The sequence below is a fragment of the Pandoraea communis genome (genome assembly GCF_902459745.1).
GTDB lineage: Bacteria > Pseudomonadota > Gammaproteobacteria > Burkholderiales > Burkholderiaceae > Pandoraea > Pandoraea communis.
Map to the genome: position 1 here is coordinate 289316 of NZ_CABPSJ010000002.1, position 25206 is coordinate 314521.

At 63.1% G+C, this 25206-nt stretch carries 20 protein-coding genes; 4 read left to right on the forward strand and 16 right to left on the reverse strand.

The annotated features are described in order from the left end of the window. Window positions 1-77 precede the first annotated feature (77 nt). Complete coding sequence (locus tag PCO31110_RS07655; protein WP_150690057.1) at window positions 78-317, forward strand: hypothetical protein; 240 nt, start codon at window positions 78-80, stop codon at window positions 315-317. Window positions 318-344: 27 nt separating this feature from the next. On the opposite strand, the gene pgeF is transcribed toward PCO31110_RS07655, so the two are convergent. Together pgeF and PCO31110_RS07665 are read right to left on the reverse strand one after the other, a co-directional pair. Beyond that, complete coding sequence (gene pgeF, locus PCO31110_RS07660; protein ID WP_370855819.1) at window positions 345-1166, reverse strand: peptidoglycan editing factor PgeF; 822 nt, start codon at window positions 1164-1166, stop codon at window positions 345-347. Continuing rightward, window positions 1147-2307, reverse strand: a complete 1161-nt coding sequence (locus PCO31110_RS07665; protein WP_010808841.1) for an RluA family pseudouridine synthase — start codon at window positions 2305-2307, stop codon at window positions 1147-1149. Before PCO31110_RS07665 ends, pgeF begins: the two co-directional genes overlap by 20 nt. Before the next feature lie 21 nt (window positions 2308-2328). On the opposite strand from PCO31110_RS07665, the gene PCO31110_RS07670 reads away from it, so the two are divergent. Both PCO31110_RS07670 and PCO31110_RS07675 read left to right on the forward strand, forming a co-directional pair. Further along, window positions 2329-3156 (forward strand): outer membrane protein assembly factor BamD, encoded by an 828-nt coding sequence (locus PCO31110_RS07670; protein WP_010808840.1) that lies wholly within the window; start codon window positions 2329-2331, stop codon window positions 3154-3156. A gap of 132 nt (window positions 3157-3288) precedes the next feature. After that, window positions 3289-4008, forward strand: a complete 720-nt coding sequence (locus tag PCO31110_RS07675) for a glutamine amidotransferase (RefSeq protein WP_010808839.1) — start codon at window positions 3289-3291, stop codon at window positions 4006-4008. 76 nt (window positions 4009-4084) lie between these two features. Here PCO31110_RS07675 and PCO31110_RS07680 read toward each other — a convergent pair whose 3' ends face one another. The 3 genes from PCO31110_RS07680 to PCO31110_RS07690 all read right to left on the reverse strand — a co-directional run bounded on the left by PCO31110_RS07680 (window position 4085) and on the right by PCO31110_RS07690 (window position 7644). Next, on the reverse strand, window positions 4085-6310 hold the full coding sequence (locus PCO31110_RS07680) for an ATP-dependent DNA helicase (protein WP_036661872.1): 2226 nt from the start codon (window positions 6308-6310) through the stop codon (window positions 4085-4087). 119 nt (window positions 6311-6429) lie between these two features. Continuing rightward, window positions 6430-6633 carry a YdcH family protein gene (locus PCO31110_RS07685; RefSeq protein WP_010808837.1) on the reverse strand — a complete coding sequence of 68 codons (204 nt, stop codon included), beginning with the start codon at window positions 6631-6633 and terminating at the stop codon, window positions 6430-6432. A 114-nt stretch (window positions 6634-6747) separates the two neighbouring features. After that, on the reverse strand, window positions 6748-7644 hold the full coding sequence (locus PCO31110_RS07690; RefSeq protein ID WP_150690058.1) for a hypothetical protein: 897 nt from the start codon (window positions 7642-7644) through the stop codon (window positions 6748-6750). Window positions 7645-7749: 105 nt separating this feature from the next. Between PCO31110_RS07690 and PCO31110_RS07695 the strand changes: the two genes are divergently transcribed. Next, window positions 7750-10104, forward strand: a complete 2355-nt coding sequence (locus tag PCO31110_RS07695; protein WP_150690059.1) for a Tex family protein — start codon at window positions 7750-7752, stop codon at window positions 10102-10104. Window positions 10105-10277: 173 nt separating this feature from the next. Here PCO31110_RS07695 and PCO31110_RS07700 read toward each other — a convergent pair whose 3' ends face one another. The 11 genes from PCO31110_RS07700 to PCO31110_RS07750 all read right to left on the reverse strand — a co-directional run bounded on the left by PCO31110_RS07700 (window position 10278) and on the right by PCO31110_RS07750 (window position 25094). Further along, window positions 10278-12170 (reverse strand): potassium transporter Kup, encoded by a 1893-nt coding sequence (locus tag PCO31110_RS07700; RefSeq protein WP_174979400.1) that lies wholly within the window; start codon window positions 12168-12170, stop codon window positions 10278-10280. 433 nt (window positions 12171-12603) lie between these two features. Further along, complete coding sequence (locus PCO31110_RS07705; protein ID WP_081636186.1) at window positions 12604-13332, reverse strand: DUF2968 domain-containing protein; 729 nt, start codon at window positions 13330-13332, stop codon at window positions 12604-12606. A 323-nt stretch (window positions 13333-13655) separates the two neighbouring features. Beyond that, on the reverse strand, window positions 13656-15053 hold the full coding sequence (locus PCO31110_RS07710) for a sigma 54-interacting transcriptional regulator (protein WP_010808832.1): 1398 nt from the start codon (window positions 15051-15053) through the stop codon (window positions 13656-13658). 108 nt (window positions 15054-15161) lie between these two features. Continuing rightward, window positions 15162-17228 carry a pilus assembly protein TadG-related protein gene (locus PCO31110_RS07715; RefSeq protein ID WP_174979403.1) on the reverse strand — a complete coding sequence of 689 codons (2067 nt, stop codon included), beginning with the start codon at window positions 17226-17228 and terminating at the stop codon, window positions 15162-15164. Between the two features lie 42 nt (window positions 17229-17270). Further along, complete coding sequence (locus PCO31110_RS07720) at window positions 17271-17861, reverse strand: DUF3613 domain-containing protein (protein WP_010808830.1); 591 nt, start codon at window positions 17859-17861, stop codon at window positions 17271-17273. Between the two features lie 70 nt (window positions 17862-17931). Next, entirely contained in the window at window positions 17932-19002 is a 1071-nt protein-coding gene (locus PCO31110_RS07725; protein WP_150690061.1) for a tetratricopeptide repeat protein, read from the reverse strand. A gap of 2 nt (window positions 19003-19004) precedes the next feature. Further along, complete coding sequence (locus tag PCO31110_RS07730; protein ID WP_246189772.1) at window positions 19005-20036, reverse strand: type II secretion system F family protein; 1032 nt, start codon at window positions 20034-20036, stop codon at window positions 19005-19007. 19 nt (window positions 20037-20055) lie between these two features. Continuing rightward, entirely contained in the window at window positions 20056-20979 is a 924-nt protein-coding gene (locus PCO31110_RS07735) for a type II secretion system F family protein (RefSeq protein WP_010808827.1), read from the reverse strand. Continuing rightward, window positions 20976-22343 carry a TadA family conjugal transfer-associated ATPase gene (locus PCO31110_RS07740; RefSeq protein ID WP_150690062.1) on the reverse strand — a complete coding sequence of 456 codons (1368 nt, stop codon included), beginning with the start codon at window positions 22341-22343 and terminating at the stop codon, window positions 20976-20978. The genes PCO31110_RS07735 and PCO31110_RS07740 overlap by 4 nt, the downstream gene beginning before the upstream one ends. A gap of 1 nt (window position 22344) precedes the next feature. Further along, window positions 22345-23685: a hypothetical protein gene (locus PCO31110_RS07745; RefSeq protein WP_150690063.1), complete on the reverse strand. Its 1341-nt coding sequence runs from the start codon at window positions 23683-23685 to the stop codon at window positions 22345-22347. 74 nt (window positions 23686-23759) lie between these two features. Then, window positions 23760-25094, reverse strand: a complete 1335-nt coding sequence (locus PCO31110_RS07750; RefSeq protein WP_010808824.1) for a type II and III secretion system protein family protein — start codon at window positions 25092-25094, stop codon at window positions 23760-23762. Between the last annotated feature and the right edge of the window lie 112 nt (window positions 25095-25206).

Sequence of the window (25206 nt, forward strand, 5' to 3'; positions counted from 1 at the left end):
TGTGTCAATGCTTGCGGCGAACGTCCAGAGCGCATTGTCCCGTCGCCCCACCTTTTTTTGAATGCGCGTTTGTCCCGATGTTTATCGTCATTCTCGGCTGGCTCTACGTTATCGCGATGGTTGCCATCACGACACCCTCCGCCTGGGTGGGACTCATCATCTTTCTGGCCGGCGGGCTCGGCCCGGCGTTGCTAGGGTTGTACATCGCGGGAAGCCGTGCACGACGCACCCGCAAGATGCGACCCGATGACGCAACCGCGCAAACGACATTCTCTTCAGATCGCGAGCCCACCCACACACACGACCGCGTTGAGTGAGTCTCGCTCAAGCCTGCATGAACAGTGTCATGCAGTGCGCCAGATCAGCGCAGCCATGCGCCCCGTCGTTCGATCACGCCGGTACGAATAGAAACGCGCCGGATCGCCGACCGTGCACCACTGCCCGCCTGACACGCTTGTCACACCTTCGCGGGCAAGCCGCAAACGAGCAAGCGCACACAAATCCGCCAGCGACTTTCCCATGCCGGCCGCCCCACGCGCAATGAATGCGGCTTCCGTCGCGTCTCTTTCGTCCGGCGTCGCCGCAGCGAGAAACGCCTCGCGCACTTCCGGACCGACCTCGAACGCCTGCGGGCCGATGCAAGGACCGAGCCATGCCATGACCTGCGCATCGGCCCCGCCTTGCGGCAAACGGGCACGCAACGCCCGCACGGTCTGCTCGATCACCCCCGCACAAAGCCCGCGCCAACCGGCATGTGCAGCGCCTACCGCACGCCCCTGCGCGTCGCATAGCAACACCGGCAGGCAATCCGCCACCATGACTGTGCTCGCCAGCGCTGCCGCGTTCGTGACGCTGGCGTCAGCCTGCAGCGGATCGCCGGCATCCGATGCTTCGAGGGCCGCTTGTGCATCGACCACGCGGGGACCGTGAACCTGCGCCACCCACGCCGACGGCACGCCCGTGCGGGCCGCGAGCAACGCACGATTAGTGTGTACTGCGACAGGATCGTCGTCTGCCTTGTAACCGAGATTGAACGTGGCTTGCGGCCCTTGGCTCACGCCACCTGCACGTGTCGTAAACACAGCGCGAACGTTCTCGGGGGCGGGCCAGTCGGGGACGATCCAGTCCGTGGGCATCGAGTCTTGCTCAGGCAGGGAAGAAGTCATCGAGCGAGTCGGGAAGCATTGAGAAATCGAATTCGAGTCCGATCGCGGCCATGAGATCGCGCATGTCGTCAGGCAGCGGGGCTTGCCAGTGCATGGGACGGCCGCCGTCGGGATGGATCAACCCCAATCGCCAGGCGTGCAACGCCTGACGTGCGAAATTGCCCGGCAATGCCGGGCGCTTGTGACGGGGTTTGTATAGCGGGTCGCCCAGTAAAGAATGCCCCAGATGCGAGAGGTGGACGCGAATCTGATGCGTACGCCCCGTATCCAGTGAACAAAGGACCAAAGACACCGGGGAACCGTCCCATTCTGCGCTGGCAACGGTCACAACACGCGTACGCGCCGGTTTACCGCCTTGCCCCGGCACCACGGCCATGCGGGTGCGCTCGCGCGGGTCGCGGCCGATGGGAGCATCCACGACGGTGCGCTGCGGCGGGCGCCCCCACACCAGCGCGGCGTAGTGCCGCTTGACCGTACGCGCCTGCAACTGGCGAACCAGATCGGTCTGCGCGATCAGCGTGCGTGCTACGACCATCAAGCCCGACGTCTCCTTGTCCAGCCGATGAACGATGCCCGCGCGCGGCAAATCGGCAGCCGCCTGACCATAGCGATGCAGCAGGCCGTTGAGCAATGTCCCGGACCAGTTGCCTGCCGCCGGATGCACGACCAGACCTGCAGGCTTATTGAACACGGCAAGCGTCGCGTCCTCATAAATGGCGTCGAGCGGCACGGGCTCCGGCGCGAAGGCGAGTTGTTCGGGCAATGCAGCCGGGGTGATGAGGACAGCCTCGCCGCCCGCCACTTTCTGGCGAACTTTTGCCGTCTCGCCGTCAAGCGTAACGCGGCCGTCTTCGACCCACGCCTGCAAACGACTACGGGAATATTCAGGAAAACACTGCGCGAGCGCTTTGTCCAGACGCTCTCCAGCCAGTGCGTCGGGAAGCGTGGCGCTGAGCGGCACATTGACGCCAACCCCGTCCGACAATGCGGAGCCGGCCGGCGAAGCCCCGGAAAGCGGGCCATGGGGAGGACTCGGGAGCGCCTCCGGAAGCAAGTCGAGGTCGTCGTCAGACGAATCCTCCGCATTTTCCGTGGCGAATGAGGCGGTTACGCTATAATCCGGCAGAATTGAACGGGTCATCGAGAAGTGAAGCTAACGAGCATGCAAGCCCTGAAACTTGTCAAACATCTGACGCTGGCCGCCTTCGTGGTCGGCAGCGTGGCCGCCTGCGGCATTCTGCCGGAGAAAGTCGACGAAACGGCCGGCTGGTCGACGAACAAATTATACTCGGAAGCCAAGGACAGCTTTGATAGCGGCGACTACACTAAGGCCGCCAAGTATTACGAGTTGCTTGAAGGGCGCGACCCGTTCGGCCCGCACGCGCAGCAAGCGCAGATCAATACGGCTTACGCCTATTACAAGGACAACGAGCCGGCGCAGGCCCTCGCCGCCGTCGACCGCTTCATCCGGTTGCATCCGGACAGCCCGTCGATCGATTACGCCTATTACCTCAAGGGCCTGATCAACTTCAACGACGATCTGGGTCTGTTAGGCCGTTTCTCGGGCCAGGATCTCAGCGAACGCGATCCGAAGGCACTGCGCGCGGCGTACGACAGCTTCAAGTATCTGGTTGAGCACTACCCGAGCAGCAAGTACGCGAACGACGCCGCCCTGCGCATGCGCTATGCTGTGAACGCCATGGCCGCTCATGAAGTGCACGCCGCCGAGTACTACTATCGTCGTGGCGCCTACCTCGCTGCCGTCAACCGCGCACAGACCGCGTTGCAGGACTACGATCAGGCGCCCGCGCTGGAAGATGCACTGGGCATCATGATCAAGTCTTACGACAAACTCGGCATGACCGAACTGCGTGACGATGCCCGCCGCGTGATGGAAAAGACCTATCCGAAAAGCGGCTATCTGACCGTGGGCCGTCGCATCGACGGCGACGGCAGCGACAAGAAGTCCTGGTGGCAGATCTGGCGTTAAACCGCTGCCCTTGTCCGATTGCCTCGCCGGAAAGCCCTCGCTCGCGAGGGCTTTTTGTTTCCGCTCAGTGTTCCACTGCTACCGAAGCCGTCATGACATGCATGTGAAGGCTTCCTACCTGGAGATGGTTTCGTGACGGCTTCCCCCGCCTCCCGCAAGACATTGCTCGCCCTGCGTCACGTGCATTTCGAAGATCTCGGCACGCTCGCACCGTACTTCACCGAACGAGGCTACACCATTGCCTACGTGGACGCACCGCTTGCCGATCTGCGTTCGATCGATGTTCTCGCGCCCGATCTGGTCGTCGTGCTGGGCGGACCGATCGGTGCCTTCGATGAAGCGATACACCCGTTTGTCGCAGAGGAACTGGCGTTGGTGAAAGCGCGCCTGGATGCCGGTACACCGATCCTCGGCATCTGTCTCGGCGCGCAACTGATGGCACGCGCGATGGGCGCGAAGGTATATCCGCTCGGCGTGAAAGAGATCGGTTATGCCCCATTGACGCTTACCGATGCCGGGCAGACGTCCCCGTTGGCGGCACTGGGCGATGCCAGCGTGCTTCATTGGCACGGCGATCAGTTCGACATCCCGGCCGGTGCCGAGCATCTGGCGCGCACTGCGATTGGGGAGAATCAGGCTTTCGCTTCAGGCACGCATGCCTTGGGATTGCAATTCCATCTGGAAGCCGACGCCGCGCGCATCGAAGCCTGGTTGGTGGGGCACGCTTGCGAATTGGGTGCCGCGAAGATCGATCCGGTCGCGTTGCGCGCTCAGGCACGCGAGCACCACGCTCGATTGTCCGACGTGGCCCCGGCGGTCATTGGGCGCTGGCTGGATGCGATGCCGGCCTGACGCGGGACCGTAGTACTTCGCACGGTCGTGAGGGCCAGACGCCTCCGTCTGGCCGCTCTCTCTGAACGTCAGCGAATCAACTGTCCGCGTCGGCGGCGATCTCATCGAAGAAACCGCGCACGATAGGCAGTTCACGGGTGCGCTTGAACGGCGGCAGGCTCTGCCAGATCCGTCGCCCATAAGGCTTGTCGACCAGACGCGGATCGCAGATCATCAGCACGCCGCGATCCCCCTCCGAGCGGATCAAGCGCCCGGCCCCCTGTTTGAGCGTAATGACCGCCTGCGGCAACTGGTGCACAGCGAACGGGCTGAGCCCCTTCTTCGTGAGCGCATCGAGCCGCGCGGCCAACACCGGATCGTCCGGCGGCGCGAACGGCAATTTGTCGATGATGACGAGCGACAACGCCTCGCCGCGCACGTCCACCCCTTCCCAGAAACTCTGGCTGCCGATGAGCACGGCATTGCCAAGCGCACGGAATCGGTCGAGCAACTCGGTGCGGCTCGCCTCGCCCTGTACAAGCAGCGGATAAGGCCAGCCACGGCGGTCGAACTCCTCGCGCAGACGCTCAGCCGCCCGGTTCACCGCGCGCAATGTCGTACACAGGACAAAGGCCCGCCCGCCGCTCACTTCCAGCACAGGCAAAGCCGCGTCGAGCACAGCGTCGGTGAATCCCGGCGAGGATGGCTGCGGCAATCCGCGCGGCACGTACAGCAAACTCTGGTTCGGATAATCGAAGGGGCTGGCGAGCGAGAGCGACTTGCCGGCATCGAGGCCCAATTGCGCCGCGTAGTGCATGAAGTTGCCCTTCACCGACAACGTGGCCGACGTGAAGATCCAGGCTCTTGGCGCACCGGCCCGTTGTTTTGCGAAGATCGGCGCAATCGACAGCGGGGTCTGATGCAACTGCACCGCCTGCGAAAACACTTCAATCCAGCGCACGGTCTCCGGCGGCGTGTATGTCTTTTCCGCCCTGCCTTCGCCTGTCGCGTTGTCCTGCGCCGCCTTGGCTTCGACGGCAAGCCGCGCAGCTTCCGCCTCACGGGCGCGGGCGGCCTTCTCGCGCTTGCTGTCGGTAACGCGCGGCGCGTCCGGGTCCAGCAATGGCAACGGCTGCTCGCCGGGTACAGGCGGCGTCGCCCCCGTCTGCCAACGCTCTAGCTGCTGATGCAACTCCAGCGCACGACGCAAGCACGTCGCCAGCGCCTCGGCCCGCTCGGACTGATGTTGGAGCGTCTCGATTATGTCCAGTAACGCTACATCCACACCGTCGAGCGCGCCGAACAACTCGTGATCGTCCGCCAATTGCGCCACCGACATGCGCGTATTGTCTTGCCCGAACGTCAGACGCACGTCGCGCGCCGCCCGCTCGAGATTCGCACCGAGCTTGACCCAATCGGCCGCATCGCGCGCATGAATCAGCCCTTCCGCCACGCAATCGCGCGCCAGTTCGAGCATCTGCCCCGTCGACACGGTCTCGCCGAAAAAGAGCGTGGCCGTCTCGGGCAACTGGTGCGCTTCGTCGAAGATCACCGTGTTCGCGCTCGGCAGCAGTTCGGCCATGCCGGTGTCGCGCAGCATCACGTCCGCAAAGAAAAGGTGATGATTGACCACAACGAGGTCTGCCTGCTGCGCTTCCTTGCGCGCCTGCATCACGAAGCAATCTTTGTAACGCGGACACTCCTGACCGAGGCAGTTATCGCGGGTGGACGTGACTTGCGCCCAGATCGGCGCGTTCTCGGGCACGGACGCCAACTCCGCCTTGTCACCGCTGTGCGTGACTTGCGCAAACGTCACGATTTCACGCAACTGCGCCGCTTCGTGGCGCGAAGCAAAGCGCCCTTCCTGCTGGGTGCGCTCCAGATAGTAATGGCAGAGGTAGTTCGCACGACCCTTGAGCATGGCCACCGTCACCGGCACGGCGAGCGCCTTGCGCACGGTGGGAATGTCGCGCGCGAAGATCTGATCCTGCAAATGCTTGGTGCCGGTCGAGATGATCGTCTTGCCGCCCCACAACATGGCAGGCACGAGATAGGCGTAGGTCTTGCCTGTGCCCGTTCCCGCCTCGGCGATCAGCGTGTCGTGCGTGTCCATGGCTGCGGCCACGGCGCGCGCCATCTCGGTCTGCGGCTCGCGCGAGCGATAGCCGTCGATCGCGCGAGCGAGCATCCCGCCGTCGCCGAAGATTTCCTGCAACTCGCGCTCGCGTTTTGCGGCAAGCGGCTTGAGTCCGTGGAAAGTGGGCGCGTCGGGGCTTGGGGAGATATCGGGAGAATCGCTGGATGCGGCGGCGGAATCGGTCAAAACGGCAAGAAAACTCAAGGGCGCCGCAGATCCCACCAACAGGATTCACGACGCCGGCAATGGAAAGAAACTGCGTGAACGTCCGGGTGAATGTCGCGAACGTCGCGCGGGGCACCCGCTCAGGCGGGCTGGTCCGGCATTTGCTGCACTTGCAGCAGGGTAATCGTGTCCTTGATTTTCAGACGGCGCTTCTTGAGCCGGGTGACCTGAAGTTCGTCGTACGCGGGCTCCGTCAGCAATTTGTCGATCAGAAAATCCAGATCCCGGTGCTCTATCTGCAACTCGATGATGCGACGCCCAATGGAGTGAAGATCATGCTGCATCGTGGCAACTCTCCTGCAACTCTCAAATGTTCCGGTTCCTGCGGAAGGGGTGAAGGACACAAACGCTGCTATCGCAGGCCGCACGGCGCACAGCGCCGCCGGCCTGGCCATCGTTCATTGTCCCTGCAACGTCTTTTTCGCCGGCGAGTCGCCCGATTGCGATTCCTTGCGGCGCTCGTCGGACTTCTTCTGGCGCTCGATGGCGTCCTGCTGCTTCTGGTTGTACTTGCGCACGTTCTCTTCGCGCTCAGCCGCCTTTTGCGCCGCCGTTGCCTTCGCCTCGTCGAGCTTTTGTTGCTGTCCGGCTTGCTTGGCATTGTACTGTTCAGCGTTAGCCGCACGCTGCGGGGCCTGCCCCGTTCGCTCGGTCACGCGCTGTTGATACTCGGCCTGCTTGGTCTCGTAATCCGAGACGTTCTTTGCACGCTCTGCGGCGCGCTGCGGCGCTTCAGCCGCCGTCTGAGCGCGTTTTTCCGCCAGACGCTCGTCGCGCTCCTGCGCACGCGCACGGCGCTCCTGATCTTCGAGCACCAGCCGCTGGCTGCGCACGGCCTTCAGCGCTTCGCGCTGCTTGTCGCGAGCGTTATCGATGCAGTAGTTCACAAAGAACTTCGATGCACAGTCGTACTTCGCTTGCTCGAAGCGATAGTCGATCCAGGCGCGCTGACGATCGAGCAGGGCATGGCGACCGGCGAAGTCGTCATCGGCAGGATGCAGATCGAGCTGGTCGTCGTAGGCAACGGGTCGATCGTCCTCGGCGGCTGCGGCGGCACTGGCTTTGCTGGCCGGCGACGGCGTGCGATCGGCCGTGGCATCGAACGGGACATGCGGCACCCGGAGCTGTTCGGTCGTACGGCCGGCGGCCTCGGCAGCCGAGAGCCCCTGTGCGAACGACGCGCCGGGCAGAACGGCCGCCGCCGTCATGACGCCGAACGCCCCAACCGCGCTCAGCGACACACGCACGTGATGGCGTGAATACAGGCACGAAAACAATTTTTCGAAGGAAATCATGAAGTTGAGCAGAGTGATGCCAAATTTTAGCATTGCCTGCCCGGACGCGCCCGCGGTTTATGGCAAAATGCCCCGCTCCTGGCACTTGGGTAACTCGCAACACTCATGACGCAAAACGTAGCCCTTCAGATCGTTCAACGCATCGCCGACGAACTCAGCGTGCAGCCGCGTCAGGTCGCCGCCGCCGTGCAACTGCTGGACGAAGGCGCCACCGTGCCCTTCATCGCTCGCTACCGCAAGGAAGTGACCGACAACCTCGATGACACGCAGTTGCGCACGCTGGAAGAGCGCCTGCTTTATCTTCGCGAGCTGGAAGAGCGCCGTGCCGCGATCCTGGCAAGTATCGAAGAGCAAGGCAAGCTGACCGACGAACTGCGCACCGCCATCGAGGCGGCTGAAACGAAGCAAACGCTCGAAGATCTTTACCTTCCCTACAAGCAGAAGCGCCGCACTCGCGCGCAAATCGCCCGCGAAGCCGGTCTCGACCCGCTCGCGCAGGCGTTGCTCGCCGACCCGACGCTCGACCCGCAAACCGAAGCTGCCAAGTTTGTCGACGCCGAAAAAGGCGTGGCGGACATCAAGGCCGCGCTCGATGGCGCTCGCGACATCCTGTCCGAACAGTTTGGCGAAACGGCCGAGTTGCTCGGCAAGCTGCGCGATTACCTGTGGAATCAGGGTGTAGTGTCCTCGAAGGTCGTCGAAGGCAAGGAAAGCGAGGAAGGCGAGAAATTCCGCGATTACTACGACTACGCCGAGCCGATCGCTGCGGTGCCGTCGCACCGTGCGCTCGCCCTCTTCCGCGGCCGTAACCTTGGCATTCTGATGGTCAAACTGGGCCTGGGCGAAGAACTCGATGCCCAGATCCCGCACCCGTGCGAAGGCGTGATCGCCGGGCACTTCGGCGTTCGCCAGCAGAACCGCGCCGCCGACAAGTGGTTGGCGGACGTTTGCCGTTGGTGCTGGCGCGTGAAGGTGCAGCCCCATCTGGAGTCGGAACTGCTCACGCAGATGCGCGAAAGCGCCGAGAACGAGGCCATTCGCGTGTTTGCGCGCAACCTCAAGGCGCTGCTGCTCGCAGCCCCCGCCGGCCCGAAGGGCGTGATCGGCCTGGACCCTGGCCTGCGCACCGGCGTGAAGGTGGCCGTAGTCGACCCCACGGGCAAGCTGCTGGGCACCGACACCATTTACCCGCACGAGCCGCGTCGCGACTGGGACGGCTCGCTCGCGCGACTCTCGAAGATCGCGGCCGCCACCGGCGCGGAACTGGTGAGCATCGGTAACGGCACGGCCTCACGTGAGACCGATAAGCTCGCCCTCGAGCTGATCAAGCGTCACCCTGAACTCAAGCTCCAGAAGATCGTTGTCTCCGAGGCAGGCGCTTCGGTGTATTCGGCTTCCGAATTCGCGGCGAAGGAATTCCCCGAACTCGACGTGTCGCTGCGCGGCGCGGTGTCTATCGCCCGCCGCCTGCAAGACCCGCTGGCCGAACTCGTCAAGATCGAGCCAAAAGCGATCGGCGTGGGCCAATATCAGCACGACGTGAACCAGCGCGAACTGGCGCGCATGCTCGATGCCGTTGTCGAGGATTGCGTGAACGCCGTGGGCGTCGACGTCAACACGGCATCGGCGCCGCTGCTCGCCCGGGTCTCGGGTCTGAACAGCACGCTCGCGAAGAACATCGTCGACTTCCGCGACAGCAATGGTCCTTTCCCGAACCGCGAGTCGCTCAAGAAGGTGCCGCGCCTTGGCGACAAGACTTTCGAGCAAGCCGCCGGCTTCCTGCGCGTGAACGGCGGCGACAACCCGCTCGATCGCTCGTCGGTCCACCCGGAAGCGTATCCGGTCGTCGAACGTATTCTGGAGAAGATCAAGAAGACTATCGGCGACGTCATGGGCAACGGCTCGGTCGTGCGCAGCGTCTCGGCGAACGAATTCGTCGACGAACGCTTCGGCCTGCCGACCGTGAAGGACATCCTGAGCGAACTTGAAAAGCCGGGCCGCGATCCGCGACCGGAATTCAAGACGGCAACGTTCCAGGAAGGCGTCGAGAAGCTGAGCGACCTGAAGCCGGGCATGCAACTCGAAGGCGTGGTGACGAACGTGGCCGCCTTTGGCGCGTTCATCGACATCGGTGTGCATCAGGACGGTCTGGTGCACGTCTCGGCCATGTCGACGAAGTTCATCAAAGATCCGCACGAAGTCGTGAAGGCCGGCGACATCGTGAAGGTGAAAGTGCTCGAAGTCGATCCGCGCCGTCAGCGTATCTCGCTCACCATGCGGCTGAACGACGATCTGCCGGTCGCCGGCGCCTCCGACCGTCCGGGCAGCAGCGGTGGTAGCGGCGCGCGAAGCGGTAACGGCGGCGGCCATCGTGGCGGTGGCGGCGGTGGCGGTGGCCGTCAACGCGAACCGGAAACGGTGAGCGCCATGGCAGCCGCTTTCGCCAAGCTCAAGCGATAGGCAAAGCGTGCCGTAGAGCGGTGCGTCACCCGCGCGCCGCGACAGGCCCGCCATCTTCGGATCGCGGGCCTTTTATTTTTCGGCCAGACGAAAAGAAGCCGGTGGAGATTGCGCGCCACCGGCTTCTTCTTTACTTCGTGCAGCACCTTCATCGAGAAGGCGCAGCACCGCCATCAAATCTCGATCTTCGTTCCCAACTCAACCACGCGGTTCGCGGGAATGCTGAAGAAGTCGGTCGGCTTGGCTGCGTTCTGATGCATCCATGCGAACAGGCGTTCGCGCCAGATCGACATGCCCGGCAGCTTCGTCGGCACAACGGTCTCGCGTGCGAGGAAGAACGACGTATCCATCAGCTCGAAGTGCATGTCCGTCTTCGCTTCGAGCAGATGCAGCACTTCCTTCACGTCGGGCGTCTCGTTGAAACCGAACGTGGCAACTACGCTGTACAGGCCACCCGTGTGATCCTTGGCCTCGATCCGGTTGGCGTCCTCGACGTACGGCACGTCGACCGTCCGGAACGTCAGGAAAATGGTGCGCTCGTGCAGGATGCGGTTGTGCTTGAGGTTGTGCAGCAGACTCACGGGCACCTGCGTGTTGCCACCGGTCAGATAAATCGCGGTGCCCGCCACACGATGCGGCGGATGCGCGAGCAGGCCTTGCAGGAACGGCCCTAGCGGAATACCGTCGGCCGCCGTGCGCTCGCGCAGCAATTGACGCCCCTTGTGCCACGTCATCAGCATGAAGAACAGGAACGCGCCCAGCGCCAGCGGCAACCAACCGCCCTCTTCCACCTTGATCAGGTTCGCGCCGAAGAACGCGAAGTCGACCACGAGGAAGCCGGTAATGATCAGCGCCACCAGGAACTTGTTCCAGTTCCAGACCTTGACCATGACCACGCAAGCGAGAATCGTCGTGATGACCATCGTCGTCGTCACGGCGATACCGTATGCCGCCGCCAGATTGCTCGACGACTTGAACGCCAGCACGATCCAGATGATGACCAGCAGTAGCGCCCAGTTGATCATCGGCATGTAGATCTGTCCGATCTCACGATCGGACGTATGCATGATCTTCATGCGCGGCACGTAACCGAGCTGAATCGCCTGACTGGTGAGCGAAAACGCCCCCGAGATCACGGCCTGCGAGGCAATCACGGTGGCTGCCGTCGCCACGATCACCAGCGGCAGCAGCGCCCAGTCCGGAGCCAGCAGGAAGAATGGGTTCTCGATGGCTTTCGGATTCGTAAGCAGCAGCGCGCCCTGCCCAAAGTAGTTCAGCACCAGTGCCGGGAACACCAGCGCCGTCCACGCGAAACGAATCGGACGAATCCCGAAGTGCCCCATATCGGCATACAGCGCTTCGGCACCGGTCAGCACCAGGAACACCGAGCCGAGCACGATATAGGCTTGCAGCGCGTGTGTGCGAATGAAATGGATGCCGTAGTACGGATTGATCGCCTTCATGATCTCGGGCGCCGCGACGATGTTGTACACACCGAGCACGCCAAGAATCACGAACCACGTCACCATTACCGGCCCGAACAGGCGGCCGACCTTGGCCGTACCCGACTTCTGCATCGAGAACAGGACGATGAGAATGACGATGGTGATCGGCAGCACGAAGCGCGAGAGCGAGGGTGCGGCAATCTCCAGCCCCTCGACCGCCGACATCACGGAGATGGCCGGGGTGATGACCGCGTCGCCGTAGAACATGCAGGCACCGAACATACCGAGCATCATCAGCACCGATGCCCACCTGCTGCCGGAACGCACACTGCGCAGGCTGAGCGCCATCAACGCGAGCACGCCGCCTTCGCCACGGTTGTCCGCACGCATCACGAACAGCACGTACTTAAGGGAAACAACGATCACCAGTGCCCAGAAGATCAGCGAGATGATGCCGAACACAGCTTGTGGAGTAAACGGAATGCCATGCTGTGGATCAAAACATTCCTTGAGCGCATAGAGCGGGCTGGTGCCGATATCGCCGAAGACCACGCCGATGGCCGCCACCATGAGCGCGGGCATGGCCTGAGGGCGCTGCCCGTGTCGTATGTTTTGCGTCATAAGGTTTGGGTAATCGCTTTATTGCGCTGCACAAAATGGGCGCTATTCTAACTGGGCGCCGGTTCCCTCGCCAGTCCGGACAGGTGCTGAGTGCCGGATGTCTTACATGACATGGTTCACTAGGATAATTCGAGCCGCGCCCCGTGACCAGCACGTCACAGCAAGGGTTTAGCCTCCCTGTCATGCAGCGCCATAGCGTGCGCGGCACCGCAGTTCGAGTTGCAAATGCGAGACATATGTCAGACATGTGCGATTCGTATGTCGACAGTCGCCGCAATTGCGTGTAGCGGCCGTGCGCGCAACGCAGCGCAGCCCCACCGGGCGGGCGTCTGCGGGTCAAACCATGACGCATTCACCCATGAAAAAAGCCGCCCGAAGGCGGCTTTCTCATGTCTTGAGACGTCGCCCGACGACCGGTCGACGGGCAACGCACTTAATGACGGCGCGTCGCTTTGCGGTTGCCGGTGCCCTTGATCGAGCGCACGAGATCCGAGTCGGCGCTATTCTGCTCGGCTTCCAACGAACGAATCTGGCCTTGCAGGTCCGTCAGGCGAATACGCGCAGCGGTACGTTCCGTTTCCAGTGCCGCAGCCTGCTCCCGCACGGCCTGTTGGTTCTGGGCCAGCGCCTGCTCCTGCTGACGCTGGATCGCCAGGTCGCTCTGCACCGCGTTCAGGCGCGCTTCGCTTACGGCGAGTTGGCGCTCCATCATCGTCTTTTGGGCTTCGAGCTTGATGCGGCGGATTTCAACGTCGGCAAGCACCTGCGTCTGACGGACGAAGTCGCCATACAACGCTTCGGCCTTCTTCTCGTTGTTCACCTTCACAACGCGCCAGAACTGCCCTTCATGGAACAGGGCAACGTAGTAGCCCATCGTTTGGGGATAGAACAACAGGCTCGCGCCGTAGCGGCCGTTGTACGTGGTGCGAAGTTCGGTGACTTCCTTGTTCTGGATACGATCGCGCAGTTCCTGAATCGCCCCCGAGGCCGCCGCCGGAGCCGAGGCCGATTGCGCAGGCACTGCCGGAGCCGCGAGCTGAGCGGGCGTCGCGCCGGTCACATCCCTGACGGCATCTGCAGCGCCCGCTGACGTTCCCCAGGCTGCCAGGCATGCCACCCCCACGCCCAACCAAAACCGCCCCCGGCAATCACTGATTTTCATCTGATCTGTTTTCCTGTTATCGACCGGATCGTTTCACGACCCTTATTCGTCGCATTCAATCGCCACCCCGGACTCCGTTCCGAGGATCTGAGACCTGCGTATTCGTGGAATGATAACCGCATGCCCGCAACAGCCGACAATTCTATCCATTGCGACGCGCTCTTCCAAGCAGGGAATGCGTAATTGTGCCCGCTAGATTTCATCTGTTGATACCACGCAACTACGGGGTCCGCGCCAGTTCCTACGAACGGAACTTCTTTGTCAGACAAATCCCGTCATGCGAACGAAAATCGAGCCGTTGCCCACGCAAAACACGGAGCCCCTCACGCCTCGTACTCGTTGGCTAGTTCCGAATCGTTGCCGAGGATCTGATATTTGCGCATCTTCTCCCACAGCACCTTGCGGCTGATGCCTAACGCGTTGGCCGTATCCTGACGCCGCCAGCCATTGGCATCGAGCGCCGCGACGATGCGGGCCCGCTCGGTGACGTCCCAACGGGCGCGCTCGTTCAGCGCCCCGCCGCGTGACGAGTCGTCGCCCCGTACGGCGGTGCCAATCGAAAGCGCGTCGAAGATCGGACGGATGCGCCGTTCGTCCCAGCCGCCCAGTTGCCGGTAGATGATGCCGACGCGCTCGGCGATATTGCGCATCTCGCGCACGTTACCGGGAAACACGCCCCCCTCGACCAGCTCACGCAGCCAGGGCGGCACTTGCGCGCCCGCTTCGCTGTCGCCCACCACCTTGCCGAGGTAGGTCGTGAAGACGGCCAGCTTATCGACCGGCCCACGCGCTTCAAGGTTCGGGATATGCAACTCGATGACGGCGAGCCGGTAGAACAGGTCGGCGCGGAACAATTCGTCGCGCACCATCGTCTTGAGGTTCTTGTTGGTGGCCGCGACGAGGCGGAAGTCGAGCTTCACCGGTTGCGCCGAGCCCAGACGCGTCACCGCGCTGTCTTCAAGCACCCGCAGCAGCTTGACTTGCTGATACAGCGGCAGGTCGCCGATTTCGTCGAGGAAGAGCGTGCCGTCGTTGGCCTGCTCGAAATAGCCCTTGTGCGAATAGAGGGCACCGGTGAAGGCCCCTTTGGCGTGCCCGAAGAAATGCGACTCGAACAGGCCATCGGGAATCGCGCCGCAGTTCACGGCAACGAAAGGCCCCTGCCCGTAGTGACTCTGCTTGTCGTGCAGCAGGCGGGCGATGCGCTCCTTGCCCACCCCGGTCTCGCCATGGATGAGGACGTTAGAATCGCAGTCGGCGAAGGCGTCCACCTCGGCGAGCAGCCCGAGCATGGCGCTCGATTGCGCGACAAGCGGGTCGGCCGGTGCCGGGGCACGGTCGGCTTGCGCAATGGCGCTCGAGAGCTTGAAGATGAGCGTGCGCAGCTCCGCCCCCGAGAAGTCGAGCGTGAGGATGTTGCTGTACTCGGGCGGATACACACGCGGATCGCTCTCGCGCGGTGTGGTCGCGACCCAGATCACGGGCATGCCGTGGCCCAGTTGCCACTCCTGCGCGTTGGTCGATGCGCCTTCGATCACCGACACGCTGACCACCGCGATGGACGGACGCGTCTTGGTGCGCTCGCGCGACAGATCGATGCCGTCGGCGCGAATGACTTCCATGTCGAAGCTCGCGAGGCAATGCGCCACACGGTCGGCAATGTCCGACTTGCCTTCCCACACATACACGTCGAGATCTTCACGTACTGGCTTGCTTTTCATGCTTGTCCGCTGGTCGACAACCGCCTTCGGCGTTCGTCATGGTGAAGTTCAATGTTCCTGTCCTGCTTCGTCTGCGCTTCGGATGAGGCCCCGCCGTGTGGGGCCCCGCTAATACACCAGTTGTACCAGGCCGTTCTGGCAGTTGATGCTATCGACCGTCACCGTCGTCATGCCGAGCGTGATGCCCAACGACGAGACAAGAGAATTCAGCAAGTCACTCAACGGTGTAAGCAATGGATTGAGCAGCGTGTACAAAATGCTACCGAGAATTGGAGCGATGTTGCTCGTACCGATGGAGCCAGATACAGCCCCAACGCGACAACTCTTCACTGCGTCGGGGAATATGAACGAATTGCAGACCCCATCGCTTAACACCCCGAGCAGACCGGTTACAAGTCCTCCAACAGTACTGAGCACCCCGTTAATCAACGCCGCAACCCCGTTAGCCATTTGAGGTCCATTAAGCGTCAATACACCGCCAAGCGTCGCCTCGAGTCCCTCCGCAGTCGCCTTCAACCCTTTTGCGGCATTGGAGAGAAATGAATTGATTGTCGAAATGGTCAAACTAGTTGCACTGGCTGGTACGTTGGAAACCAAGCCGTTCGCAATGGTCGTTGAATCCGAAGCCCCATTACTCCCTACACTCAGTATCAAACCACTAACCAGTGCAGGAACAAGTTGAGAGAGTTTCAGGGTAGAGCCAAGCGGCGGTGAGCTTTGCGGAAACGGGGCACTGATCGTTACGGCCGATAATGCATTCGTCACAGGAGAAACATTGACGTTCGCACTCACGGTAACCAGGCCAAGTAAAGTCGCGATGTTCGCGGGTGATGTCATGAGCGTGGTGCAACTGGCGGTGTTTGTCGCCATGTTGACACCCGGTGCGGTTCCTACGCATACGTTCACTAATCCTGACGTGACCTCAAACGTTGCCGAAGGTGTGGCACCACATTGCAACGCCGTCACCTTAGCAGTTGACTGTGCGACCTCGATCGTAAGCGGGAGCGAGAGAGAGGTATTAGCCCCGTTGAGTACCCCGCCAAGCAGGCTCCCAGAAGTACTGACATTGAGCATCAATCTCACCTGCGCAGCAGTAGCCTGTGCGTCGATTCCCCCGATGCCGATCTGAGGTGGGGAGACCACGTTTGCGTTTGCCGTCACGCCAAGGGTCGGTGACGAGATTGGAATCGAGAAGCCGCTGGTCCCGGTACCTCCAAAGATCGCAGCCGTAATGAGATCGGCAACCGCGACGTTAGCGGTAAGCGCATTTGCCGTGCTCACGCCAGGCATATCGATGTTGGCGAAAACGCCAGGACTGGTCGCTGTTCCAAACAACTGCACCGGCAAGTCCAGCGCATTGCCCGTTCCGTTCTTAAGGCCAGTTCCGTTGTTGAATACGTTAATGAGGTTGTTCATCAACGAGACCGACGCCGACAGTGCACCGTTTTGCGTCGCCAGTGCCGTTTTCGTCACGTCGAGCAGCTTGCTGACGGTCAGCTTCTGGACTGCCAGTACGCCATTGATCGTCCCGACCGAAATGTCCCCCGTAACCGGCACGCCGAGCGCCTGTAACAAACCTTGCGGTGTAATGGTCACACCAGCGAGTTGTTGCCTCGCCAATATATAGTCCTGCGTTTTCAATCCGAGCGCATCGAGCAAAGGCCCCAAGAGTGAATTACTTGAATTTAGCGCCAGCAACCCCGAATCGACCGTGAACGTCACGACGGCTGGCGCCTTGCGCGCGATGGCGGTCGCCGTGACCGTACGTGTGCCAACGAGTTGAAAGAACGACGGCACCGCCATCGACAGCGTGACCGACACCGCGTTGCCGCTCGCGGCATTGCCCGAGGTCACCGGGACAAACGTTCCCGGTCCCGTGGCGTTAGCCGCAGGCGACGTCCAGACACCGCACGACGACGCCACCTGCAACGCCGTGGAGTTGATGTTCGCTTTCGCGTTTGCCGAGGCAACGGCAGCGAAAGATGTGGCGTTGGCACACCCCGGAAGCGTTTGCGCTCCCGCGAGCGCCGCCATATCTGCGGCGCGCTGCAAATTTCGGCGCTGCATGAACACGTTGCCTGCATCGAGGGCGAACGCGAGAATCAGCACCACGATCAGGAAGATGAAGGACAAAATCGGCACCGACCCGCGCTGCCGCCCGCCGGGAGGCGTCATACGCGCCGATTTGCGCACACGCGCACGCAATATCATGGCGCATCACTGGCTCGCGCCAGCCCCCGTGGCTCCGGGGGCAGCGCCACCGCTGCCACCACCGCCGCTCCCCCCTGCGCCGCTTCCACCGTCGGTCTGGATCATCGTTGGATAGAACTGCGGAATCGGGTACGTGAAACTATCCAGATAGCGCTTGTAGGCACGCGAGGCGGTCGAACCCAGCATCGGCAAGCCCGGCCCGGCTGCCAGATTGCTCGCTTGCAGCGCAAGCAAGGCCTCGGTCTCGTCGCCAAGCATGCCGCCGCGAGCGTGCTCCCCCACGCGCAACGGCGTATCGCGGCGAACCACGTTTCGCGGCACACGTCTGGGCTGTGCCGCAGGCGCCGCGGCTTGTGCCGTCTGCGCCGCTTGTGCCTGTCCTGCGTCTCCTGCCGCCGGCATGGGTTGCACCACGGGGGCCGTCTGCGCCGGTGCCGCCACGTTGCGGGCGTCTGCGCCGCCCATCGATCCGGTGATCGGCGCATTGGTCTGCGCCGCAGCCGCCCCGGCCCAAAGCACGGACACGGCCACGGTAAGCTGCGCCGCGCCCAGCAGCCGGGAGCCCGGCTTTCCTTGCCAATTCTGGACTGCCATCATCGCGTCTCCCTGATATTGCGCGACTCTTGTCTAGTGGTCTGCGCCGTGCATGAATGAAGAAGGCACTGCCTCACTGCGAATGGCCGAAACGATCGAGCATCGACGTCGGCATATCGCTGCGGGCGGCGTCACTCGCGCGCGCCAGCGTGGCGTCCGCCGCTGCCGCCTTGACCTGCGTTTTCGTTTGTCCCGTGCCCGGTTCGCTGCCTGATGTCAGACGCACGACGACCGGGCCGCCGGCGGCGCCAGCCACAACGGCACTTCCCGCCCCGCCCTGCGCGGTCGCCGCGGCTGACATGGGCGGTGCAATCGTGGCTGCGGCCTGCGCAGCAGCATGCGCGGCCGCAGCACGGCGTGCTTTCCCCTGTGCGCGGATATCCGCAGCGAGCTTGTCGATCGCGTCGCGCGTGGCCTGCGGCATCTTCGCGCGCGTCATCATGTCGTCCGCGCGCGAGCGCTCGCCCGTCACCACGAGGTACACCGCCAGATTGCTGAGTACCTTGCGGCTGTCCGGCCGTAACTCGGCGGCCTGAGCCAGCGGCACGCGCGCCGCCCCGGTGTCGCCGTTGTTCAGCAACGCAAAACCGAGATCGCTCAGATAGAACGCCTCCGTCGGCGCGCGAGACACCGCTTCGCGCAGCGACTGCGCCGCCCCAGCGTAATCCTTGCGCTGCGCCGCAACCAGTCCCACGCCATGCCACGCCGCTGCGGCCTCGTTTCCACTCAGCAGCGTGCGGTAGGCCTGCTCGGCGGCATCCGGTTGCCCTGTCTCACGCAAGGCATCGGCCCGGAGAATGTCGACGTCCGGTGCCGAGCCGTACTGAATCCGGAACTGATCGATGTGGGCGAGCGACGCAAAATATGAACCCTGCTCCTGCATTTGACGAATCATCGACAGATACAACTCGCGCGTATCCGGTTTAGCGGCCTTGGCCTTCTCTTCGTCGTTCTGTTGCGCCTGCATCAGCGCGGCGGCCGACGGCGCGCCATATCCGCCAATGTGCGGACCGCCGCATCCGGCCAGCGTTGCCGCACACAGCAAGGCGGTCAGCGAACCCGCTACCGCGCGCCCGGCCTTGGGTTTGTATTGAACGCCGGCTGCCAGCGCGGCGCCCGAGAGGTGGTGTGTCGAGATTGGCATGGTCACTGCATGGCCTCCATCGATTTGGTCAGCGACAGGATGGCCGGCCCGGCGACCACCAGCATCAGCGCAGGCAGCAGGGTCAGCATCATCGCCAGCGTCATCTTCACGGTGAGCTTGCCGATGCGCTCTTTCATCGTCTGACGGCGTTGTTCCCGCAGGCGGTCACTGAACTGCTGCAACGGTTCCTGCACCGCACCGCCGTGTTGCTCGACCTGCACGATAAGCCGTACGAGCGCACGCAGATCGTCGTTGTCGTAGACCTCGCGCAGCCGGCCCATCGACGCCTCGCGCCCCCGCCCGGAGGCGTGCTGGCGATTGGCGTTTTCAAGCTCCCTGGACAAGATCGGCAGCACCTCACGGAAGTCGGAAACCACCACGTACAGGCTTTGATCCATCGACAGCCCCACGCCTTGCAGCAAGCGCAACAGATCGATGAGCAATGGCAGTTCCTCGATCAAATCGCGACGGCGCTGACCCGCCTTTCGCTGTATGTAGAACTTCGGTGCGAGCAACCCTGCCCCGGCAGCGCCGATCAGCCGCAGGATCGTGCTCAGCCCGCCGCCACCCGGCAGCCACAACCAGACGAGCAACGGCAGCGTCACCGCCAGCGCTACCCGCACAAACAGGAAGAGCGACTTGGCCCGCACACTGTCGTAGCCGCACTGTGCGAGTAGCAACCGGTCCTCGGCCGCGATCAGATGCTGCCCGAGACGTGTCTCCGACCACTGCTTGCCAAGCGCCGACGCACGGTCGATCAGCGTGCGCCACCCTCGCTGTCCGCCCTCGATCGTCTCCAGCCCATCATCGCCGCGCGTCCCCCCCAGCCCGCTCGGCGCGCTCGCGGCACGCAGCGCCGCCAGCGCCTGTTGCTGACGGCTTGCCAGTACCTGATCGATCATGCGTTCGCTACGGCCCTGGCGCATCGCACGCAGCAAAATGGCCGACGCGCCCAACAGCAGCCCCGCCGCGACCATCAACAGGCCCAGCATCATCCACAGGTGCCTATCGGACAACATCAAGGACAGGTTCATCTCGTTGGGTCCCCCGCGCTCACAGCGATTTGGCCAGCCGGTACAACACGAAGCCACCGACCACTTCCAGCCCCGTGCCGATTCCCAGCAACTTCATGCCGGCAGCCTCCTGGAACATCGGCTCGAAGAATTTCGGATTCAGCAGCATCAGCACCGCACTGACGATGATCGGCAGTGCGGCCAGCACCCATGCCGACAGACGGGTCTCGGACGACAACGCATACAGCTCGGCCTGCGCCTGCTCGCGATCGCGCATGAAGCCCGACATACGGGACAGGATCTGGTCGGCACGCCCCCCGAAGCGAGTGGACAGATCGACTACCGACGCGAACAGGTAAATCTCTTCGACCTGATACACACGTGCGATCTGCTTGAGCGCCACGTCCAGATCCACCCCCGCCTGCACCTGGCGCACTGCCCGTTCGAGCAACTCGCGCAGCGGCATGTCGGCGTTGGTCGAAGCCGTCTGGAAGGCGGCCGGCAGACTGTTGCCGACGGTCAGCATGCGCACCATGCCATCGAGAAATACCGGCAACTGGCGCACGATGTTGCGATGCCGGCGCGCCGCCTTGACCCCGTAACGCAGCACATTCCCGGCGACATACAGCGTGAGGATTACGATGGCCGAGAGTGGCCCCTGCCAGACCCACAACACGAATGCCAGCAACACCCCCGGCGCGATGAGCAACGTGTAGAACATCGGATCGGGTTTGACACCCGCGCGCTCGAAGAAGAACTCCCACGGCAACGACTTGCGGCGCGGCGCCCGGGAAGCGGCCCCTTCGCCGGCGGAAAATCGCGGCGCGTTATTCGCGAGCTGCTGCTCGAGAAACGCGCTCGTCGCCTGATCTCTCACGCGCTTTTGCGTGCGGCGCCACAGTTCCAGCCCTGCCGCGATCAGCAGCAGAGCGATGCAGATGACCCACAGCACGACGGGATTCATCGCCGGCGTCCGAAGAAGCCGCCACCGCCCGAATCCGGCGGCGTATTGCTCTGAGATTGCGCTGCGGCTGCCGCATTGCGCGTTTGCTCTTTGTAGCGCTGCAATTTCGGCGAGTGCGGCTGGATACCGAGCGAGATCCAGCGGTCCTTCTCTTCGCCATCGGGCCCAACGACCGATTCGTGGCGGTACAGCTCCTGCGTGGAGATCACCGTGTCCGACACGCCGGTGACTTCGGTAATAGACAGAATGCGCCGGCGCCCGCTCGACAGACGACCGATCTGCACGATGAAATCGAGCGCGCTGGTGATCTGCCGGCGCAGGCTGCTTTCGCTGCCCTGGAACCCGGCAAAGCCCGCCAGCATTTCGAGACGATAAAGACATTCGCGCGGCGAATTGGCGTGAATCGTCGCCATCGATCCTTCGTGGCCCGTATTCATGGCCTGCATCATTTCCAGCACTTCCGAGCCGCGCACTTCGCCCACGATGATCCGGTCGGGACGCATCCGCAAGCTGTTGCGAATCAGATCGCGAATCGTCACTTCGCCCGATCCGTCGAAGCCGCCCTGACGCGACTCGAGCCGCACCACGTGCGGGTGATTGAGCGACAACTCGGCCGTGTCTTCGACCGTCACGACGCGCTCGATCGCCGGAATGAAGCTGGCCAGTGCATTGAGCAGCGATGTCTTGCCCGAGCTGGTACCGCCTGACACGAGAATGTTGCAACGCGAGCGCACCGCCGCGTCGAGCAGACCGTAAATCTCTTCGTTGAAGCTGCCCAGCGCGAGCAGGTCGGAAGGCTTGAGCGGGTCTTTGCGGAACTTGCGAATCGAGACGACTGGCCCGTCCACCGCCAACGGTTCGATGACGACATTGAGACGCCCGCCGTCGGGCAGACGCGCATCGACCATCGGGTTCGACTCGTCGAGACGACGGCCGATAGGCGCGAGAATGCGGCGCACGATGCGCAGCAGATGCTGGTTGTCCGAGAAGCGCAACGCTTCGCGCGCCAGCACGCCGTGGCGCGAAACATAGACGTCGTTGTAGCCGTTGATCAGAATGTCTTCCACCGCCGGGTCTGCGAGCAGATCTTCGATGGGGCCGAAACCGGCGAGTTCTTTCGTGAGCGCATCGGATATCTGGCGTAGTTCCGATTCGTTGATCGGAATACGGCGCAAACGCACGAAGCCGTCCATCTCCAGATCGACAAACTGCTGGATCGCGCTGCGACTCCAACGCCCGAATTCGGCGCCGAGTTCCTCGATCCGCGCAAGCAGATGTTCGTGCGCAGCGGTCTTGATGTCCTGAAATTGCTGCGAATTGGCAAACGCACGCTTGTCGTCGGCAAATTCAATGGAGTCGGTCATATCAGTGCTTTCCGATGATTCGGCCCAGCCAGCCCGAGGACTGACGCTGCGCTGCGGCCCTGGCGTGTTGCGCCAAGAGCAACCGTTCGACGAGCGGCTGCAACGCGCGCACATACGGGTCGCCGCGCGCGGTATCGAGAATCAGTTTTCCCTGGTTGGTCGCCGAGAGCATCGCCAGCGGGCGATCGGGCAACGTGGCGAGCAGCGGCACATCGAAGCGCTTGGCGATCTGGTCGGCGGCCATGCCGTAACGCGGATCGTAGCGGTTGAGTACCAAGTGCAGATGATCGCGCTCGACACTCTTCTCTTCGAGATCACGCAGCAGCGAGGCGAGCGAGACAATCGCGCCCACACTCTGATCGACCACGAGCCAGACTTCGTCGGCCGCGCGCACGAGACTCGCCACGAATGCCGGATTCGAAAAGCCGCCGAGATCGGCCACGATCAGATCGAAGAACGCGCGCAAACGGTCGGTCAGCGCGAGTGCGTCGGCAGCCGCCACGCTGCGCATGTCGCCGAGATCGAGCGGCAGCGGCAGTACGGCCAGACCGCTCGACGCGTGCGAGACGGCAGTGTGCACGAGGGTCTCGTCAAATCGCCGCAGGTTCTGCACCGCCTCGGCGAAACTGAACTGGCTCTGCGTATTGAGATACAGCATGCCATCGCCCGCGGGCAACCCAAGATCGAGCAACGCGACATGACCGAGCAGCGACGCATCGAACTTGTCGTCCTTGTGGTTCGCTGCCTTCGCCGCTTTGGCGGTCCTCTCCGGATGCCCCCCCACCGACAGTTCCTGACCGAGCTGCGACACGTGTGCGGCGAGCGTGCTGCATCCGACACCGATTCGCGCGCCAAGGAGCACCACGAAACGGCCGTGCCGTTGAGGTGACGCAACGTTGACCGTGGGCGTCTGTTCGACGACCCGGCGGATGACCTCGAGCGCCTCTTCGTGCGTCGAATGCATGTCGATGAAATCGTGCACCCCGGCGCGAATGGCCGCTTTCATGCCGTCGGCGCGCACCATCGAACCCACGGCCACCAGCGGCAGTTTGGGTGCCACGCGCTTGAGCATGTGTGCGAGTTCGGTAGCCGCGGCAATGCCCCCGTCAGGGCTATCGCCGGTGTGCTCCGTCGGCTCTCCGGAGAAATCGAGCAGCACGACCTGCGGGTCGAGATCGCCGATGCGTTGCTGCAATTGCGCCGGACGGTCGGCCTCCTGGAGCACGACGCCCTCTTCGCTCAGCGCCGCCGAGAGCCACTGACCGTGGCCGGCATGCGCACTGCAAAAAAGGAAGCGATGCAACTCTGTCATGGTGTCCAGTATTCGCGTCGGTGCGTTCATTTGTGCACTCCTTGCTGCCCTGTCCCGGCTCTCGCTGTTATCCGCTCGATGCCGCTTTCCTGCCGGTGTCGGCGCTACTTCGAAAAACCCGGCAATTCGCTGTCGCTTGCCACGCCCATCAGGTAAGCCCCCCAGACCGGTCCCGGACGGCGCTCGCGCGTATCGCCCGGCAGCGGTATGTCCGCCCCACGGGCCACGGGTTTCACCAGATGCGGTGTGACGACGATGACCAGCTCCTTCTCGGCGCTGCTGTACTTCAGATTGCGGAAAAACGCACCGATGAGCGGCAGATCGCCGAGCAGCGGCACCTTGTCGACCGCAGACGTCGTCGTACGTGAGATCAGGCCACCGATGATGAAGCTCTCGCCATCGCCCAGTTCGACGGTCGTGTCCGCGCGACGTGTGGTGATCGCGGGAATCTGTGTCGAGTCGGTCACGATGGCGTTCGTAAAGTCGATGTCCGACGCTTCGGGCGCCACTTTCAGTGCAATGCGGTTCGGCGAGAGAATCGTCGGCGTCACGGTCAAGCCCACCCCGAACGGCTTGTAGACGATCGTGGTCGTGCCGAGGCCGCCCGACTGGGGCACCGGGATCTCGCCACCGGCGAGAAAGCTCGCGCTCTGCCCCGAGAGGGCCACCAGCGTCGGTGCGGCAAGCACCCGGCCGAGGCCGTTCGATTGCAACAGATCGATCTCGGCCGACATGCTGAATGCGCCCCGGGTGATCGAGCCGAAGAACGAACCGAAGTTCGCCACGCCGCTCGATCCGTTGGTGCCCCCGAACGCGGAGCTGAGCGCCGAGGTCACGCCAAAGCTGCCCGAGCCCGTCTTCTTCGACGCACTGAAGCTCGCCCCCAATTGATTGAGGATGTTGCGATTGATTTCGACGATCTTCACGTCGACCTGCACCACCCCCGTATCTCCGACCGTCGAGCGGTCAACGACGACGCCACCTTTACCTGTGGCATCGACCGCCGCCGATTGCAACCCGCTATGTTCGATGATGGTGTTCGCATGGCCCTTGATGAGCGCCGCGTTGCCGCGCGCGTCGACAGTGGCGCTGCCGGTGTCGCCCAACACACTCTGAAGATCGCCCGTCACATGGACTTCCCAGCGCACCGGGTCGCCGCCGCGCGGCCACGCAGCGACCTGCGTGATGCCGGCCTTCTTGCCCACGACCAGCACCGAGCCGCGCCGTCCGCCCGTGCCCTTGAGCACAACGATGTCGGCGATGGCCGGATCCGCCACGGCGACGCGCTCGAGCGATCCCGGCACTTGCAGTTCGCGCTGCTCGTGAACGCCCAGCGTCAGCGAGCGCGCCCCGGCGCTCGAGACGGGATCGGCCGCGTCGGCCAGACGCGCCGCTACCGTGGCGCCGCACACGATGAGCACGGCAAAGCACAACAGCATTCCCGTGACCCGTCTGGTCTCTCGTCTGGCAGTGCGAACCTGGCTTCTGATCATGGCGTGGCTGTATCGGTCACTGTGTCGGTTATATGGCGTAGCGTTTCCCATCCAACGT

What these genes read in the sequence shown, in the direction of transcription:
- PCO31110_RS07705 (WP_081636186.1), bottom strand. Translation starts at nt 13,332, where the DNA reads ATGAAAATCAGTGATTGCCGGGGGCGGTTTTGGTTGGGCGTGGGGGTG.
- PCO31110_RS07685 (WP_010808837.1), bottom strand. Translation starts at nt 6,633, where the DNA reads ATGCAGCATGATCTTCACTCCATTGGGCGTCGCATCATCGAGTTGCAG.
- PCO31110_RS07740 (WP_150690062.1), bottom strand. Translation starts at nt 22,343, where the DNA reads ATGACCGACTCCATTGAATTTGCCGACGACAAGCGTGCGTTTGCCAAT.
- pgeF (WP_370855819.1), bottom strand. Translation starts at nt 1,166, where the DNA reads ATGACTTCTTCCCTGCCTGAGCAAGACTCGATGCCCACGGACTGGATC.
- PCO31110_RS07670 (WP_010808840.1), top strand. Translation starts at nt 2,329, where the DNA reads ATGCAAGCCCTGAAACTTGTCAAACATCTGACGCTGGCCGCCTTCGTG.
- PCO31110_RS07725 (WP_150690061.1), bottom strand. Translation starts at nt 19,002, where the DNA reads ATGCCAATCTCGACACACCACCTCTCGGGCGCCGCGCTGGCAGCCGGC.
- PCO31110_RS07750 (WP_010808824.1), bottom strand. Translation starts at nt 25,094, where the DNA reads ATGCTGTTGTGCTTTGCCGTGCTCATCGTGTGCGGCGCCACGGTAGCG.
- PCO31110_RS07690 (WP_150690058.1), bottom strand. Translation starts at nt 7,644, where the DNA reads ATGATTTCCTTCGAAAAATTGTTTTCGTGCCTGTATTCACGCCATCAC.
- PCO31110_RS07665 (WP_010808841.1), bottom strand. Translation starts at nt 2,307, where the DNA reads ATGACCCGTTCAATTCTGCCGGATTATAGCGTAACCGCCTCATTCGCC.
- PCO31110_RS07745 (WP_150690063.1), bottom strand. Translation starts at nt 23,685, where the DNA reads ATGAACGCACCGACGCGAATACTGGACACCATGACAGAGTTGCATCGC.
- PCO31110_RS07730 (WP_246189772.1), bottom strand. Translation starts at nt 20,036, where the DNA reads ATGAACCTGTCCTTGATGTTGTCCGATAGGCACCTGTGGATGATGCTG.
- PCO31110_RS07655 (WP_150690057.1), top strand. Translation starts at nt 78, where the DNA reads ATGTTTATCGTCATTCTCGGCTGGCTCTACGTTATCGCGATGGTTGCC.
- PCO31110_RS07710 (WP_010808832.1), bottom strand. Translation starts at nt 15,053, where the DNA reads ATGAAAAGCAAGCCAGTACGTGAAGATCTCGACGTGTATGTGTGGGAA.
- PCO31110_RS07695 (WP_150690059.1), top strand. Translation starts at nt 7,750, where the DNA reads ATGACGCAAAACGTAGCCCTTCAGATCGTTCAACGCATCGCCGACGAA.
- PCO31110_RS07735 (WP_010808827.1), bottom strand. Translation starts at nt 20,979, where the DNA reads ATGAATCCCGTCGTGCTGTGGGTCATCTGCATCGCTCTGCTGCTGATC.
- PCO31110_RS07720 (WP_010808830.1), bottom strand. Translation starts at nt 17,861, where the DNA reads ATGATGGCAGTCCAGAATTGGCAAGGAAAGCCGGGCTCCCGGCTGCTG.
- PCO31110_RS07715 (WP_174979403.1), bottom strand. Translation starts at nt 17,228, where the DNA reads ATGACGCCTCCCGGCGGGCGGCAGCGCGGGTCGGTGCCGATTTTGTCC.
- PCO31110_RS07700 (WP_174979400.1), bottom strand. Translation starts at nt 12,170, where the DNA reads ATGACGCAAAACATACGACACGGGCAGCGCCCTCAGGCCATGCCCGCG.